General features: G+C 70.3%; 13 protein-coding genes. All 13 read right to left on the bottom strand.

Translation table 11 applies throughout. The features are described 5' to 3' along the window. Positions 1-14: 14 nt before the first annotated feature. The 13 genes from ABXJ52_RS06090 to ABXJ52_RS06150 all read right to left on the bottom strand — a co-directional run bounded on the left by ABXJ52_RS06090 (position 15) and on the right by ABXJ52_RS06150 (position 16,073). Entirely contained in the window at positions 15-2,162 is a 2,148-nt protein-coding gene (locus tag ABXJ52_RS06090; RefSeq protein WP_367039902.1) for a primosomal protein N', read from the bottom strand. A 123-nt stretch (positions 2,163-2,285) separates the two neighbouring features. Further along, on the bottom strand, positions 2,286-3,494 hold the full coding sequence (metK, locus tag ABXJ52_RS06095) for a methionine adenosyltransferase (protein ID WP_367039904.1): 1,209 nt from the start codon (positions 3,492-3,494) through the stop codon (positions 2,286-2,288). Positions 3,495-3,804: 310 nt separating this feature from the next. Next, on the bottom strand, positions 3,805-5,016 hold the full coding sequence (coaBC, locus tag ABXJ52_RS06100; RefSeq protein ID WP_367039906.1) for a bifunctional phosphopantothenoylcysteine decarboxylase/phosphopantothenate--cysteine ligase CoaBC: 1,212 nt from the start codon (positions 5,014-5,016) through the stop codon (positions 3,805-3,807). Between the two features lie 129 nt (positions 5,017-5,145). Further along, positions 5,146-5,418, bottom strand: a complete 273-nt coding sequence (gene rpoZ, locus ABXJ52_RS06105) for a DNA-directed RNA polymerase subunit omega (RefSeq protein ID WP_005319902.1) — start codon at positions 5,416-5,418, stop codon at positions 5,146-5,148. Between the two features lie 75 nt (positions 5,419-5,493). Beyond that, positions 5,494-6,087, bottom strand: coding sequence for a guanylate kinase (gene gmk, locus ABXJ52_RS06110; protein ID WP_367039911.1), 594 nt, complete (start codon positions 6,085-6,087; stop codon positions 5,494-5,496). A 38-nt stretch (positions 6,088-6,125) separates the two neighbouring features. Next, positions 6,126-6,449, bottom strand: coding sequence for an integration host factor (locus ABXJ52_RS06115; protein ID WP_005319887.1), 324 nt, complete (start codon positions 6,447-6,449; stop codon positions 6,126-6,128). 297 nt (positions 6,450-6,746) lie between these two features. Then, positions 6,747-7,592: an orotidine-5'-phosphate decarboxylase gene (gene pyrF / locus ABXJ52_RS06120; RefSeq protein WP_367039913.1), complete on the bottom strand. Its 846-nt coding sequence runs from the start codon at positions 7,590-7,592 to the stop codon at positions 6,747-6,749. Continuing rightward, positions 7,589-8,695, bottom strand: coding sequence for a quinone-dependent dihydroorotate dehydrogenase (locus ABXJ52_RS06125; protein ID WP_367039914.1), 1,107 nt, complete (start codon positions 8,693-8,695; stop codon positions 7,589-7,591). Before ABXJ52_RS06125 ends, pyrF begins: the two co-directional genes overlap by 4 nt. A 93-nt stretch (positions 8,696-8,788) precedes the next feature. Then, positions 8,789-12,097, bottom strand: coding sequence for a carbamoyl-phosphate synthase large subunit (gene carB, locus ABXJ52_RS06130; RefSeq protein ID WP_367039916.1), 3,309 nt, complete (start codon positions 12,095-12,097; stop codon positions 8,789-8,791). Then, positions 12,090-13,241, bottom strand: coding sequence for a glutamine-hydrolyzing carbamoyl-phosphate synthase small subunit (gene carA / locus ABXJ52_RS06135; protein WP_367039919.1), 1,152 nt, complete (start codon positions 13,239-13,241; stop codon positions 12,090-12,092). Before carA ends, carB begins: the two co-directional genes overlap by 8 nt. Continuing rightward, positions 13,238-13,810 carry a hypothetical protein gene (locus ABXJ52_RS06140; protein WP_367039921.1) on the bottom strand — a complete coding sequence of 191 codons (573 nt, stop codon included), beginning with the start codon at positions 13,808-13,810 and terminating at the stop codon, positions 13,238-13,240. The genes carA and ABXJ52_RS06140 overlap by 4 nt, the downstream gene beginning before the upstream one ends. Beyond that, entirely contained in the window at positions 13,807-15,093 is a 1,287-nt protein-coding gene (locus ABXJ52_RS06145; RefSeq protein WP_367039922.1) for a dihydroorotase, read from the bottom strand. The genes ABXJ52_RS06140 and ABXJ52_RS06145 overlap by 4 nt, the downstream gene beginning before the upstream one ends. Then, positions 15,093-16,073, bottom strand: coding sequence for an aspartate carbamoyltransferase catalytic subunit (locus ABXJ52_RS06150; protein WP_367048841.1), 981 nt, complete (start codon positions 16,071-16,073; stop codon positions 15,093-15,095). Before ABXJ52_RS06150 ends, ABXJ52_RS06145 begins: the two co-directional genes overlap by 1 nt. Positions 16,074-16,124 lie beyond the last annotated feature (51 nt).

Below are 16,124 nucleotides of genomic sequence, written 5' to 3' on the forward strand. Positions count from 1 at the left end.
GCCGGGTGAGAGCCCTAGCCGATGTCCAGCGGGTCCACCCGAATCCGCACCGGCTCCGCCGCCCCCCGCGCCATCCGCGCGGCCTGCGCCACCTTCAGCGAAGCGGCGAGCGCGGCGCCGCTGCCCGGCGGCACCCTGATCAGAACCCGCTCCCACCGCTCCCCGGCCGGCGCAGCCCCCACCCGCCGGGCCGGCCCGGGGCCCGCCTCCGGCACGGGAACGGGGCCCAACACCACCGCGTCCCCCGGCAGTTCGGCCGCGGCGAGAAACCCGGAGAGCGCCTCCGCCGTCCCCGCCACGGAGGCCATCCGCGACACGGGCGGAAACCCCAGTTCGGCCCGCTCGGCAAGCTCCCGCACCGCATGCCCCACGGGGTCCCACCGCACAAGCGCCTGCACGGGCCGCAGGGTCGGCTCGGCGACGACCACCACGGTCCCGCCCTCCCCCTGGGGCCGCACCAGCGAAGACGCCCCGATCCACCGCCGCAACGCTTCCTCCCCGGCCCGCAGGTCGGGCCGCCCCAGCATGGCCCACCCGTCGAGCAGCAGGGCGGCGGCGTAACCGCCCTCGGCGACAGGCTCCGCCCCCGGCGTGCTCACCACCAACGCGGGAGTCCCCGTCACGGTGTCGAGGACCTGCTCACGCCCGGACGTCCGCACCGGCACCGCGGGAAACGCCCGCCCCAGCTCCTCGGCCGTACGCCGCGCCCCCACGATCTGCGCCCGCAGCCGGAACCCCCCGCACTCCCCGCAGTGCCAGGCACCTTCCTCCACCCCGCACCAGCCGCACCACAGCCCGCCGCCGTCCCGCGCCTCCAACGGCCCCGCACAGTGCCGGCACCGCGCGGGCTCCCTGCACCTTTCGCACGCGAGGCGCGGGACATACCCCCGCCGGGGCACCTGCACCAGGACGGGACCGTGCTTCAGTCCCTCCCGCACCACGTTCCAGGCCAGCGTGGGAAGCCGGGCGGCCCGGGCGGCCTCGTCCCGGGCCAGGTCGCCGTCCCCCACGGTCCGTACGAGCGGGGCGGCCCCCCGTACCTGCTCGCGGTCGGCGATCAGTGGCGCCGCCCATCCGCTCTCCACCAGCTGCGCGGCCTCGACGGTGCAACTCCAACTCCCCAGCAGAAAACCGCACTTGTCCCGCGAGGCCCGCAGTTCGAGCACCTCACGCACATGCGGGAAGGGGGCGTTGTCATCGCTGTGGCTGGCATCGCCGTCGTCCCAGATCACGACAAGACCGAGATTCCGCACCGGGGCGAACATCGCCGCCCGGGTGCCCACCACGGCCCGCACGGCACCGCGCCGCACGGAGAGCCACTCCCGATACCGCTTCTCCTGCCCCACGTCAGCGGTGAGCAGAGCGTGCTGCCCCGCCCCCATCAGCTGGGTCAGCGCCGCGTCCACCCGCGCCGCGGGCCGGCCGGCAGGCACCACGACAAGCGCCCCCCGCCCCGAAGCGAGCGTCGCCTGCACGGCCCTGGCGATCTCCTCCGCCCACTCAGGACCGGGAAGGGCGGTCCACACGGCCCGAGGCGCACCCCCGGAAGCCAGCGCCCCCAAGAACTCGGCCCCGTGCCCATACCGCCGCCAGGATCCCGCCTCGGGCGCGACCGGCGGCGCCGGAGCCTCCCCCGACTTCCGCGCTTCGGCCCGTGCATGCCGAGGCGGAACGGCCAGCTGCAGCACATCGGCGAGGCTCCCCGCATACCGATCGGCCACGGCGCGCGCCAGCCCGAGCAGTTCACCGTCGAGCACGGGCTCGGGCGACACGACCTGCGCGAGCGCGGCCAGCGGCCCGGAGTAGTCGGTCTCGGCGACCCGCTCGACGAGAAACCCGTCGATCAGTCCACCGCCCTCACGCCGCCCGCCCCGCACATTCCGCGCCCCGGCCCCGAAGCGCACCCGCACCCGCACCCCGGGCTGAGCCTGCTCGTCCAGCTCCTCGGGCACGGCGTAGTCGAAGTACCGGTCGAGATGCAGCACCCCCTTGTCCACGAGCACCCGGGCCACCGGCAGACTCTTCGCCAACGCGGCCCCCCGCCACGTCCGCGGCTTGGCCCGCGGCACCTCGGCCTTGCGCACCGCGTCCCGAATGAGCGCAAGCTGCTCCGGAGGCTCGGCCCCGCCGGACCCCTCGGACTTCCGATTCTCGCTGCTCACAGCAGCATTCCTACCAGACCCCACTGACACGGCCACGAGCCCGATATCCGCCATGGCACGACGAAGCCCGGCGCCCCCACCAGGGACACCGGGCTTCGTCAGAACTCGCCGAACGAGGCGGCGTTACAGCCCCGCAGCCTTCCTCAACGCCTCCACCCGGTCCGTCCGCTCCCACGTGAAGTCGGGGATCGCGCGGCCGAAGTGGCCGTACGCGGCGGTCTGGGCGTAGATCGGGCGCAGCAGGTCCAGGTCGCGGATGATCGCGGCCGGGCGCAGGTCGAAGACGTCGGAGATGGCGGCCTCGATCTTGTCGGTGTCGACCGTGGCCGTGCCGAACGTCTCCACGAACAGGCCCACCGGCTCGGCCTTGCCGATCGCGTAGGCGACCTGGACCTCGCAGCGGGCGGCGAGGCCCGCGGCGACGACGTTCTTGGCGACCCAGCGCATCGCGTAGGCGGCGCTGCGGTCGACCTTGGACGGGTCCTTGCCGGAGAAGGCACCGCCGCCGTGGCGGGCCATGCCGCCGTACGTGTCGATGATGATCTTGCGGCCGGTCAGACCGGCGTCGCCCATCGGGCCGCCGATCTCGAAGCGTCCGGTCGGGTTGACCAGCAGGCGGTAGCCGTCGGTATCCAGCTTGATGCCGTCGTCGAGGAGCGCCTTCAGCTCGGCCTCGACCACGAACTCACGGATGTCGGGGGCCAGGAGCGAGTCCAGGTCGATGTCCGAGGCGTGCTGGGAGGAGACGACGACCGTGTCGAGGCGGACGGCCTTGTCGCCGTCGTACTCGATGGTGACCTGGGTCTTGCCGTCGGGGCGCAGGTACGGGATGGTCCCGTTCTTGCGGACCTCGGACAGGCGGCGCGAGAGACGGTGCGCGAGGTGGATCGGGAGCGGCATCAGCTCCGGCGTCTCGTCGCAGGCGTAGCCGAACATCAGGCCCTGGTCGCCGGCGCCCTGCTTGTCGAGCTCGTCCTCGTCGCCCTCGACCCGCTGCTCGTACGCCGTGTCGACGCCCTGCGCGATGTCGGGGGACTGCGAGCCGATGGACACCGAGACGCCACAGGAGGCGCCGTCGAAGCCCTTCTTCGAGGAGTCGTAACCGATCTCGAGGATCTTGTCGCGCACCAGCTGCGCGATCGGCGCGTACGCCTTGGTCGTCACCTCGCCGGCCACGTGCACCAGGCCGGTGGTGATCAACGTCTCCACGGCGACCCGGGACTTCGGGTCCTCCCGCAGAAGCGCGTCGAGAATGGTGTCGCTGATCTGGTCAGCGATCTTGTCGGGGTGACCCTCGGTCACAGACTCCGAGGTGAAGAGACGGCGGGACACATCGCTCCCTGTGGTTGCAGCGGCTGCTGGCTGATCATTGGTGGACGGCCGGGAGCTGCGCCCGGCGTCGTCCGAGACCAGTTTATCGGTCGCACTCGGCCGCCGGACCACGTGTCTCGCCACTTGGGAGCGCTGTGACCTGCGGCACTGCATTGTGCGGTACGACGATCGGTCTCCACCAGAGGGCCTCGCGCCCGAATTTCCCGGGTTTGAGGCGCCCAGTGGTGCGATTGTGACATCCGCGCCCCGGTTTTCGCCCCTGTCCGGTGGGGTTTCGGCAGGGATTCGTCCGGAGAGCGCCGCAATTCTTTCAGGAATTCTTCGGCATACGTTCAGCCACGAGATCCCAGACCGTGTCCGCGAGCGCTTCCTTCGGCCCGTACGGCACGGGGGTCTCGCTGCCGTCCGCGCCGAGCACGACCGCCTCGTTCTCCTCGGAGCCGAACGTCTTGCGCTCGCCCACCTCGTTGACGACGAGCAGGTCACAGCCCTTGCGCTCCAGTTTGGCGCGGCCGTTGGCGAGCACGTCGTCCGTCTCGGCCGCGAACCCGACCACGATCTGGCCGGGGCGCGGCCGCTCGCCCGCGAGTTCGGCGAGGATGTCGGGGTTGCGGACCAGGGCGATCGGGGGCTGCTCCTGGCCGTCCCTCTTCTTGATCTTCCCGGTCGCGTACGTCTCGGGACGGAAATCGGCCACCGCCGCGGCCATCACCACGGCGTCGGCGTCCGCCGAGGCCTTCAGCATCGCCTCGCGGAGCTGGACGGCGGTACCGACGGGCACGACGTCGACGCCCGCGGGCTCCGGAAGTGCCGGGTTCGCCGACACGAGGGTGACGCGGGCGCCCCGCGCCGCGGCGCTGCGGGCCAGGGCGTACCCCTGCTTGCCGGAGGAACGGTTGCCCAGGAAGCGGACCGGGTCGAGCGGCTCGCGCGTCCCGCCCGCACTGACGACGACATGTCGCCCCGCGAGGTCCTGCCCGAGGTCGCCGCGCGCCAGGACACGGCGTACGACCTCGAAGAGCTCCACCGGGTCGGGGAAGCGGCCCTTGCCCGTGTCCACGCCCGTGAGACGGCCTACGGCGGGCTCGACGACGAGGGCGCCGCGGCGGCGCAGCGTGGCGACGTTCTCCTGGGTGGCCGGGTGCTCCCACATCTCCGTGTGCATGGCGGGCGCGAAGATCACCGGACAGCGGGCGGTGAGGAGCGTGTTCGTCAGGAGGTCGTCAGCGAGACCGTGGGCCGCCTTGGCCATCATGTCGGCCGTCGCGGGGGCGACGATCACGACGTCGGCGGACTGGCCGATCCGTACGTGCGGCACCTCGTGGACGGAGTCCCACACCTCGGTCGAGACCGGGTTGCCGGACAGCGCCGACCAGGTCGCCTCGCCCACGAAGTGCAGCGCCGAGGCGGTCGGCACGACGCGTACGTCATGGCCCGACTCGGTCAGCCGCCGCAGCAGCTCACAGGCCTTGTACGCGGCGATTCCGCCGCTGACCCCCAGAACGACCTTGGGCTTGCCCACTGTGCCTCCCCGCACTCGTGATCCCCGCACCTCGGGAACGTACGACTCCATGACACACCACAGGCCCGGCAGTCGCGCTGCCGGGCCTGTGGTGAAGAACTGAGAACTACGGATAAGAACTGCGACTACTTACTGAGCCGGGCCCTCGATGGCCTCGGACGTCAGGAGACCCGCGTTGATCTCGCGGAGCGCGATCGAGAGCGGCTTCTCGTGGACGTGCGTGTCCACCAGCGGGCCGACGTACTCCAGCAGGCCCTCACCGAGCTGCGAGTAGTACGCGTTGATCTGGCGCGCGCGCTTGGCGGCGTAGATCACGAGGCTGTACTTCGAGTCGGTCGCTTCGAGGAGCTCATCAATCGGCGGGTTGATGATGCCCTCGGGCGCAGTGATGGAAGAGGACACTCTCTGCCTTCCGATGGGGATTGACCTTCGAAATGGAAAGAGAAGATCAAACCGGGTTACTGAGGATGAAGAAGATCAAACAACTTTCATCAAGGCTAGCAGCTCACGCGCCACATCCTCGACGGAGGTATTGACCAGGGTCGTATCGAACTCGGCCTCGGCGGCGAGTTCGATCTTCGCCGCGCCGAGCCTGCGCTCGATGACCTCGGGCGCCTCGGTCCCGCGGCCGGTGAGCCGGCGGACCAGCTCCTCCCAGCTCGGCGGGGCGAGGAAGACCAGCTGCGCCTCGGACATCGAGTCGCGGACCAGGCGCGCACCCTGCAGGTCGATCTCCAGGAGGACGGGCTCGCCCGCCTCCAGGCGCTGGAGGACGGCACCCCGCGGCGTGCCGTAGCGGTTGCCCGCGAACTCGGCCCACTCCAGGAGCTCGCCGTTGGCGATCAGCTTGTCCATCTCATCGTCGGAGACGAAGAAGTAGTGGACGCCGTCCTTCTCGCCGGGGCGCGGCTTCCGGGTCGTGGCCGAGACCGAGAGCCAGACCTCGGGGTGTTCTTTGCGCATATGAGCGACGACCGTGCTCTTGCCGACCCCGGAGGGGCCGGAGAGCACGGTCAGCCGCGGACGTACGTCCGGGGGCACGGGGGTCGTCCCCCGGGATGTTGCAGCCATGCAGCGATTATCCAGGTTCTCAGGAGTGCCTGAGAACGTCAGGCAGCGCCACCGCCGAACTCACGCTCCAAGGAGGCGATCTGGTTGGAGCCGAGACCGCGCACACGGCGGCTCTCGGAGATGCCAAGACGCTCCATGATCTGCTTGGCGCGGACCTTGCCCACGCCCGGCAGGGACTCCAGGAGGGCGGAGACCTTCATCTTGCCGATGACATCGTTCTCCTGACCCTGCTTGATGACCTCATGAAGCGAGGCGCCGGAGTGCTTGAGTCGATTCTTGACCTCGGCCCGCTCCCGGCGAGCCGCGGCGGCCTTTTCGAGCGCGGCTGCGCGCTGTTCAGGGGTAAGGGGCGGAAGAGCCACGCCTACGTCACCTCGGATGTCGAACTGTCGGATACGGACCGGTGAGGAACCTAGTCGCCCCACACCTGGTGAGCAACGTGCAACGCACTTGCCCGTTCGCTCTCGTCGGAGACTAGCGGGCATGGCCGCCGGAGTCAGCGAGAACAGACGAAAAGTCCTGGTCAGCCTCTGCCGAGGTGTACATTCCGGGCATTTCACCCCGGATTTGGTCCGGTGAGCCATCAACGAAACGTAAGGACGTGGCCGGACACGTCGTTCGAAGACGGAAAAACACTCTCAGGGACGCTCGGAAAACCCTCACGCCGAGGCGACGGCCTCCCGGATCTCGTCCGCGAAGCGGCTCGCGGCGACGCGGAGGCCCACCACGTCGGGACCGTGACGCAGGACACCCCGGCTCACGCTCGGCACGACGTTGCGCACGGCGTACCCGAAGACCCCCGGCAGATCCGCCGGAGTGGCGCCCTGCGCCCCGATGCCGGGAGCGAGCAGCGGACCGTTGATCGCGAGGTCGTACGAGGACAGGTCCCCGAGCGTGGCTCCCACGACGGCACCGAAGGACCCCAGAGGCTCCGCGCCCGCGTTCTCCTGCGCCAGGTGCCCGAGCATCGTCGCGCCGATCGTGCGGCCGTCCTCGCGCACCGCGTGCTGCACCTCGGCGCCCTCGGGGTTGGAGGTGAGGGCGAGCACGAAGAGGCCGGTGCCGTTCTCGCGCGCGAGGTCGACGGCGGGCTTCAGCGAGCCGTAGCCGAGGTAGGGCGAGACCGTGAGGGCGTCGCTGAAGAGCGGCGAGTCCTTGTGCAGGAAGGTCTCGGCGTACGCGGCCATCGTCGAGCCGATGTCGCCGCGCTTGGCGTCCATGACCACCAGGGCCCCGGCCACGCGCAGCTCCTGGACCGCCTTCTCCAGTACGGCGATGCCGCGTGAGCCGAAGCGCTCGAAGAACGCGCTCTGCGGCTTGAAGACCGCCACCGTGCCGGCGAGCGCCTCGACGACGGTCCCGGTGAACCGCTCCAGGCCGGCGATGTCGTCGTTCAGGCCCCAGGCGGACAGCAGGGAGGCGTGCGGGTCGATGCCGACGCAGAGCGGCCCGCGCTCGTCCATGGCGTGGCGCAGACGCGTACCGAAGGGTTCCAGAGCGCTCATGCGGACTTCCTTACGTCGGCGCCGACGGCCTCGGCGAGGGTGGCGTACGAGCTCGCCCGAAGGCGTGCGGCGAGCCCCTTGTGGATGGCGCGGGACCAGAAGGGCCCCTCGTAGATGAAGGCGCTGTAGCCCTGCACCAGGGTGGCGCCCGCGAGGATCCGCTGCCAGGCGTCCTCGGCGTTCTCGATGCCGCCGACGCCCACGAGCGTGATGCGGTCGCCCACGCGCGCGTAGAGGCGGCGCAGGACCTCTAGGGAGCGCTCCTTGAGGGGCGCCCCGGACAGACCGCCGGTCTCTCCGTAGAGCGAAGGTTCGGACTGCAAACCGAGGCCTTCGCGCGCGATGGTGGTGTTCGTGGCGATGATGCCGTCGAGGCCGAGCTCGACGGCCAGGTCGGCGACCGCGTCGATGTCCTCGTCCGCGAGGTCGGGGGCGATCTTCACGAGCAGCGGCACGCGCCGCCCGCTGACGCTGCGGTCGGCCGCCTCGCGTACGGCGGTGAGCAGCGGGCGCAGCGACTCCGTGGCCTGGAGGTTGCGCAGGCCGGGGGTGTTGGGGGACGACACGTTCACCACGAGGTAGTCGGCGTGGGCGGCGAGCCGCTCGGTCGACTTCACGTAGTCGGCGGCGGCCTCCTCCTCGGGGACCACCTTGGTCTTGCCGATGTTGACGCCCACGACGGTCTTGAAGACGGCCTTGCGGGCGCCCAGGCGCTCGGCCACGGCCGCGGAGCCCTCGTTGTTGAAGCCCATGCGGTTGATCAGCGCACGGTCCTGCACGAGGCGGAACAGCCGCTTCTTGGGGTTGCCGGGCTGCGGCTCCCCCGTGACGGTGCCGATCTCGATGTGGTCGAAGCCCAGCATCGACATGCCGTCGATCGCGACGGCGTTCTTGTCGAAGCCGGCGGCGAGACCGAAGGGGCCGTGCATCCGCAGGCCCAGGGCCTCGGTGCGCAGCTCCTTGTGGCGCGGCGCGAGCACGGCGGCGATGAACGTGCGCAGCACCGGGACGCGGGCCGCGAGGCGGATCCAGCGGAAGGCCGTGTAGTGGGCCTGCTCCGGGTCCATGCGCTTGAAGACGAGGTCGAAGAAGAATTTGTACATGTGGGTGTCCTCAGAGGTCCTCAGGTGTGCTCACCAGAAGCAGGTGTGCTCACCAGAAGGGGGACACCGGATCGGTGTCCCCCTCGTGGGCTGCTAGTCGCGGGCCGCGGTCAGATGCTCCGCGTGTTCCTGGAGTGAACGGACGCCCACGTCCCCGTGGTTGAGCGCGTCGATGCCCTGGACGGCGGCGGCGAGCGCCTGGACCGTCGTCAGGCACGGCACGGAGCGGGAGACGGCCGCCGTACGGATGTCGTAGCCGTCGAGGCGGCCACCGGTGCCGTACGGGGTGTTGACGATGAGGTCGACCGCGCCGTCGTGGATCAGCTGGACGATCGTCTTCTCGCCGTTCGGGCCCTCGCCCTCGCTCTGCTTGCGCACGACCGTGGCGTTGATGCCGTTGCGCTTGAGCACCTCGGCCGTGCCGGACGTGGCGAGCAACTCGAAGCCGTGCGCGACCAGTTCACGCGCAGGGAAGATCATCGAGCGCTTGTCGCGGTTGGCCACCGAGATGAAGGCGCGGCCCTTGGTCGGCAGCGGACCGTACGCGCCGGCCTGCGACTTGGCGTAGGCCGTGCCGAACACCGAGTCGATGCCCATGACTTCACCGGTGGAGCGCATCTCCGGGCCGAGGACGGTGTCGACGCCACGCCCGTGGATGTCGCGGAAGCGCGACCACGGCATGACGGCCTCCTTGACGGAGATCGGCGCGTCCATCGGCAGCGTGCCGCCGTCGCCGGTCGCCGGGAGCATGCCCTCGGCGCGCAGCTCGGCGACGGTGGCGCCGAGCGAGATGCGCGCGGCGGCCTTGGCCAGCGGCACCGCGGTCGCCTTCGAGGTGAAGGGGACGGTGCGCGAGGCACGCGGGTTGGCCTCGAGGACGTAGAGGATGTCCCCGGCCATCGCGAACTGGATGTTGATGAGGCCGCGGACGCCGACGCCCTTGGCGATGCCCTCCGTGGAGGCCCTCAGGCGCTTGATGTCGTAGCCGCCGAGGGTGATCGGGGGCAGCGCGCACGCGGAGTCGCCGGAGTGGATGCCGGCTTCCTCGATGTGCTCCATGACGCCGCCGAGGTAGAGCTCGTGGCCGTCGTAGAGCGCGTCCACGTCGATCTCGATCGCGTCGTCGAGGAAGCGGTCGACAAGGACAGGGCGCGAGGGGCTGATCTCCGTCGACTCCTCGATGTACGCGGAGAGGCGGGTCTCGTCGTAGACGATCTCCATGCCGCGGCCGCCGAGCACGTACGACGGGCGGACGAGGACGGGGTAGCCGATCTCGTCCGCGATGGCCTTGGCCTCGCCGAAGGTGGTCGCGGTGCCGTGCTTGGGCGCCGGGAGACCGGCCTCCGCGAGCACGCGACCGAAGGCGCCGCGGTCCTCGGCGGCGTGGATGGCCTCGGGCGAGGTGCCCACGACCGGCACGCCGTTGTCCTTGAGCGCCTGCGCGAGGCCCAGCGGGGTCTGGCCGCCGAGCTGGACGATGACGCCCGCGATCGGCCCTGCCTGCGCCTCGGCGTTGACGATCTCCAGGACGTCTTCGAGCGTCAGCGGCTCGAAGTAGAGGCGGTCGGAGGTGTCGTAGTCCGTGGAGACGGTCTCGGGGTTGCAGTTGACCATCACGGTCTCGTAGCCCGCGTCGCTGAGTGCGAAGGAGGCGTGGACGCAGGAGTAGTCGAACTCGATGCCCTGGCCGATGCGGTTGGGGCCCGAGCCCAGGATGATGACCGCGGGCTTCTCGCGCGTGGCGACCTCGCTCTCCTCGTCGTACGAGGAGTAGAAGTACGGCGTCTTGGCGGCGAACTCGGCGGCGCAGGTGTCGACGGTCTTGTAGACCGGGCGGACACCGAGCGCGTGCCGCACCTCGCGGACGACGTCCTCGCGCAGGCCGCGGATCTCGGCGATCTGGTGGTCGGAGAAGCCGTGCCGCTTGGCCTCGGCGAGCAGGTCGGCGTCCAGGCGCTCGGCGGCGGCCAGCTCGTCCGCGATCTCCTTGATCAGGAAGAGCTGGTCGACGAACCACGGGTCGATCTTCGTGGACTCGAAGACCTCCTCGGGCGTGGCGCCCGCGCGGATGGCCTGCATGACGGAGTTGATGCGCCCGTCGGTCGGCCGGACGGCCTCCGCCAGGAGCTGGTCCTTGTCGCCGGGCTCGCCCACGAAGGTGAACTGCGAGCCCTTCTTCTCCAGGGAGCGCAGCGCCTTCTGCAGGGCCTCGGTGAAGTTGCGGCCGATGGCCATGGCCTCGCCGACCGACTTCATGGTGGTCGTCAGGGTCGAGTCCGCCGAGGGGAACTTCTCGAAGGCGAAACGCGGGGCCTTGACGACCACGTAGTCGAGGGTCGGCTCGAAGGAGGCCGGAGTCTTCTCGGTGATGTCGTTCGGGATCTCGTCCAGCGTGTAGCCGACGGCCAGCTTCGCCGCGATCTTCGCGATCGGGAATCCGGTGGCCTTCGACGCGAGCGCGGAGGACCGCGAGACACGCGGGTTCATCTCGATGACGATGACCCGGCCGTCCTTCGGGTCGATCGCGAACTGGATGTTGCAGCCGCCGGTGTCGACGCCGACCTCGCGGATGATCGCGATGCCGACGTCCCGCAGGGTCTGGTACTCGCGGTCGGTCAGCGTCATCGCGGGCGCGACGGTGATCGAGTCACCTGTGTGCACGCCCATCGGGTCGAAGTTCTCGATGGAGCAGACGACCACGACGTTGTCGTTCTTGTCGCGCATCAGCTCCAGCTCGTACTCCTTCCAGCCGAGGATGGACTCCTCCAGGAGCACCTCAGTGGTCGGCGAGAGCGTGAGGCCCTGTCCGGCGATGCGGCGCAGCTCCTCCTCGTCGTGCGCGAAGCCGGAACCGGCGCCGCCCATGGTGAAGGAGGGGCGGACGACCACGGGGTAGCCGCCGAGCTCGTCGACGCCCTTGAGGACGTCGTCCATGGAGTGGCAGATGTACGAGCGGGCGGACTCGCCGTGGCCGATCTTCTTGTTGACCTCTTCGACGACGCCCTTGAAGAGGTCGCGGTCCTCGCCCTTGTTGATCGCCTCGACGTTGGCGCCGATGAGTTCGACGCCGTACTTCTCGAGGACGCCCTGCTCGTGCATGGAGATCGCGGTGTTGAGCGCGGTCTGGCCACCGAGGGTGGGCAGGAGCGCGTCGGGGCGCTCCTTGGCGATGATCTTCTCGACGAACTCGGGGGTGATCGGCTCGACGTAGGTCGCGTCGGCGATCTCCGGGTCGGTCATGATCGTCGCCGGGTTCGAGTTCACCAGGATGACGCGCAGGCCCTCGGCCTTGAGGACGCGGCAGGCCTGGGTGCCCGAGTAGTCGAACTCCGCTGCCTGACCGATGACGATCGGACCGGAGCCGATCACCAGGACGGACTGGATATCGGTGCGCTTAGGCACGCTGGGCTCCTTCTGCGGTCATCAAGGATACGAAGCGGTCGAAGAGGTACGCGGCGTCGTGCGGGCCGGCGGCTGCTTCGGGGTGGTACTGGACGCTGAACGCGGGCTGGTCGAGGAGCTGGAGCCCCTCCACCACCTGGTCGTTCAGGCACACGTGGGAGACCTCGGCGCGGCCGTAGGGCGTGTCGGAGACCTTGTCGAGGGGCGCGTCGACGGCGAAACCGTGATTGTGCGCGGTGACCTCGACCTTGCCGGTGGTGCGGTCCTGCACCGGCTGGTTGATGCCTCGGTGGCCGTACTTCAGCTTGAACGTGCCGAAGCCGAGGGCGCGGCCGAGGATCTGGTTGCCGAAGCAGATGCCGAAGAGCGGGGTCCTGCGCTCCAGGACGGCCTGCATGAGGGCGACGGGGCCGTCCGCGGTCGCCGGGTCGCCGGGGCCGTTGGAGAAGAACACGCCGTCGGGCTGCACCGCGTAGATGTCATCGACGGTCGCGGTCGCGGGCAGGACGTGCACCTCGATGCCGCGCTCGGCCATGCGGTGCGGGGTCATGCCCTTGATGCCGAGGTCGACGGCGGCCACGGTGTAGCGCTTCTCGCCGACCGCGGGGACGACGTACGTCTCCTTGGTGGCGACCTCGGCGGCGAGGTTCGCGCCCTTCATCTCGGGCTGCTGGCGGACCTCGGCGAGCATCACGCCCTCGTCCGGCAGCGCGCTGCCGGAGAAGATCCCGACCCGCATCGCGCCGCGCTCGCGCAGGTGGCGGGTGAGCGCGCGCGTGTCGATGCCGCTGATGCCCACCACGCCCTGGCTGACGAGTTCCTCGTCGAGTGTGCGCCGGGAGCGCCAGTTGGAGGGCACGCGCGCGGGGTCGCGCACGACGTAACCGGCGACCCAGATCCGCTTCGACTCGGGGTCCTCGTCGTTCACGCCGGTGTTGCCGACGTGCGGGGCCGTCATGACGACGACCTGGCGGTGGTACGAGGGGTCGGTGAGGGTCTCCTGGTAGCCGGACATGCCGGTGGAGAACACCGCTTCGCCGAAGGTCTCCCCCACGGCCCCGTAGGCGCGGCCGCGGAAGATGCGGCCGTCCTCCAGGACGAGTACGGCGGGAGTCTTCGAGGCTCCCCTTGTGGAGGTCGTCATCGTGCGGTGCCTTCCGTAGTGCTGGTTTTGTTGATCATGTTGTTGATGGCCTCGACCCATGCGGCCTGCTCGGCCGCGTGGTCCGAGCGGAAGCCCGAGTCGATGAGCTTCTCGCCGTGCTCCCAGGTGACGATCAGCAGACCGCCCTCCGCGAGGACCTTTCCGGCGATGCCCTTGTCGAGGCGGGCCTCGCGCAGCTGTGCGGCCGGGACGAAGAAGTCGGCCGCTCCGGGGCGTACGACATCGAGGCCCGCGTCCGTGAGCGTCAGCTCCACGCGGCTGCGGGTACCGAGGCCGTGCGCCACGATGCGGTCGAGCCACTGCCCTGCCGTGGTCGAGCCGTGGTAGCGGCCGCTGAGCTCAAGTCTCGCCGGGCCCGGGTCATCCGGCACCACGGGAAGCGGCGGCAGGTCGCCCTGGAGCGTGCCGCGCCACTTCCAGCCCTCGCGCATCAGCCAGTAGACGAGCGCGATGAAGAGCAGCAGGCCGACGACCCAGCCCGCGCGGGCGGCCCAGTCGGTCACCTCCGCCGATTCCTTCTCGGCGGCCAGTTCCAGAAGAGATGTCACGCGAGCTTCCCGTCGACGAGCGTGGCGCGGCCCCGCAGCCAGGTGTGCGTCACGCGGCCGGGCAGCTCACGGCCCTCGTAGGGGGTGTTGCCGCTGCGCGAGGCGAAGCCCGCGGGGTCCACGACTCCACGGTAAGCCGGATCGAGGAGCGTGAGGTTCGCGGGCTCACCTGCCGAGACGGGACGGCCGTGGCCCTTCGCCTGCCCGATCTCGGCGGGCTTGACGGACATCCGGTCGGCGACCGCGGCCCAGGTGAGCAGGCCCGTCTCGACCATCGTCTGCTGGACGACGGAGAGCGCGGTCTCCAGGCCCACCATGCCCATGGCCGCCGCGGCCCACTCGCAGTCCTTGTCCTCGTGCGGGTGCGGGGCGTGGTCGGTGGCGACGATGTCGATCGTGCCGTCGGCCAGCGCCTCGCGCAGCGCCATGACGTCGCGCTCGGTCCGCAGCGGCGGGTTGACCTTGTAGACCGGGTTGTACGACCGGACCATCTCGTCGGTCAGGAGCAGGTGGTGCGGGGTGACCTCGGCGGTCACGTCGATGCCGCGCGACTTGGCCCAGCGCACGATCTCGACGGAGCCGGCGGTCGACAGGTGGCAGATGTGCACCCGCGAGCCGACGTGCTCGGCGAGCAGCACGTCACGCGCGATGATCGACTCCTCGGCGACGGCGGGCCAGCCGCCGAGGCCCAGTTCGGCGGAGACGACGCCCTCGTTCATCTGGGCGCCCTCGGTCAGGCGCGGCTCCTGCGCGTGCTGGGCGACGACCCCGCCGAACGCCTTCACGTACTCCAGGGCGCGGCGCATGATCACGGCGTCGTCGACGCACTTGCCGTCGTCGGAGAAGACGGTGACGCCTGCGGCGGACTCGTGCATGGCGCCGAGCTCCGCGAGCTTCTTGCCCTCCAGGCCGACGGTGACGGCGCCGATCGGCTGGACGTCCGCGTACCCGCCTTCCTGACCCAGGCGGTAGACCTGCTCGACGACGCCGGCGGTGTCGGCGACGGGGAAGGTGTTGGCCATGGCGAACACCGCGGTGTAGCCGCCGGACGCGGCGGCGCGCGTGCCGGTCAGGACGGTCTCGGAGTCCTCGCGGCCGGGCTCGCGCAGGTGGGTGTGCAGGTCGACGAGGCCGGGCAGCAGGATCTTGCCGTCGGCCTCGACGACGGTCGCGTCGCCCGCGTCGATGCCGGTCCCCACTTCGAGGATCGTCTCGCCGTCGATCAGGACGTCCTGGGCGTCGCCGCCGAGCACCTTCGCACCACGGATCAGGGTCTTGCTCATTACTTGCTCTCCTCGGTACGGGTGTGGGTGACGGCGGGTTCGTTGCCGCCCAGGAGCAGGTAGAGGACGGCCATCCGGGTGTGCACGCCGTTGGCGACCTGCTCGATGACCGTGCAGCGGTCGGAGTCGGCGACCTCGGCGGTGATCTCCATGCCGCGGACCATCGGCCCGGGGTGCATGACGATGGCATGCTCGGGCATCTTCGCCATGCGCTCGCCGTCCAGGCCGTAGCGACGCGAGTACTCGCGCTCGGTCGGGAAGAACGCGGCGTTCATGCGCTCGCGCTGCACGCGCAGCATCATCACGGCGTCGGAGTCCGGGAGCACCCGGTCCAGGTCGTAACTCACGTCGCAGGGCCAGGTGTCCACGCCGACCGGCACCAGGGTGGGCGGGGCGACCAGGGTCACCTCGGCGCCCAGGGTGTGCAGGAGGTCGACGTTCGAGCGCGCGACGCGGCTGTGCAGGACGTCGCCGACGAGCGTGATGCGCTTGCCGCTCAGGTCCTTGCCGAGGCCCGCGTCCCGGCCGACGAGGCGGCGGCGCATGGTGAAGGCGTCGAGCAGGGCCTGGGTGGGGTGCTGGTGGGTGCCGTCACCCGCGTTGATCACCGGGGCGTCGATCCAGCCGGAGGTGGCGAGGCGGTAGGGGGCGCCGGAGGCGCCGTGCCGGATGACGACGGCGTCGACGCCCATCGCCTCCAGGGTCTGGGCGGTGTCCTTGAGGGACTCGCCCTTGGAGACGCTGGAACCCTTGGCGGCGAAGTTGATGACGTCGGCGGAGAGGCGCTTCTCGGCGGCCTCGAAGGAGATCCGGGTCCGCGTGGAGTCCTCGAAGAACAGATTGCAGATCGTGCGGCCGCGCAGGGCGGGAAGCTTCTTGATCGGCCGGTCGGCGACCCGGGCCATCTCCTCGGCGGTGTCGAGGATGAGAACGGCGTCGTCGCGGGTGAGGTCGGCGGCCGAGATGAGGTGACGCATCATCTGGGTGTACTCCGTCATGTGGAGGTGTGCGGGCATGCGGGCGCGCAGGGG

The organism is Streptomyces sp. Je 1-332 (assembly GCF_040730185.1).
Classification (GTDB): domain Bacteria; phylum Actinomycetota; class Actinomycetes; order Streptomycetales; family Streptomycetaceae; genus Streptomyces.

Bases quoted from the DNA above. Each gene is read 5' to 3' on its own strand.
- carA (WP_367039919.1), bottom strand. From the start codon at position 13,241: ATGACGACCTCCACAAGGGGAGCCTCGAAGACTCCCGCCGTACTCGTC.
- ABXJ52_RS06145 (WP_367039922.1), bottom strand. From the start codon at position 15,093: ATGAGCAAGACCCTGATCCGTGGTGCGAAGGTGCTCGGCGGCGACGCC.
- ABXJ52_RS06150 (WP_367048841.1), bottom strand. From the start codon at position 16,073: ATGATGCGTCACCTCATCTCGGCCGCCGACCTCACCCGCGACGACGCC.
- pyrF (WP_367039913.1), bottom strand. From the start codon at position 7,592: ATGAGCGCTCTGGAACCCTTCGGTACGCGTCTGCGCCACGCCATGGAC.
- ABXJ52_RS06125 (WP_367039914.1), bottom strand. From the start codon at position 8,695: ATGTACAAATTCTTCTTCGACCTCGTCTTCAAGCGCATGGACCCGGAG.
- gmk (WP_367039911.1), bottom strand. From the start codon at position 6,087: ATGGCTGCAACATCCCGGGGGACGACCCCCGTGCCCCCGGACGTACGT.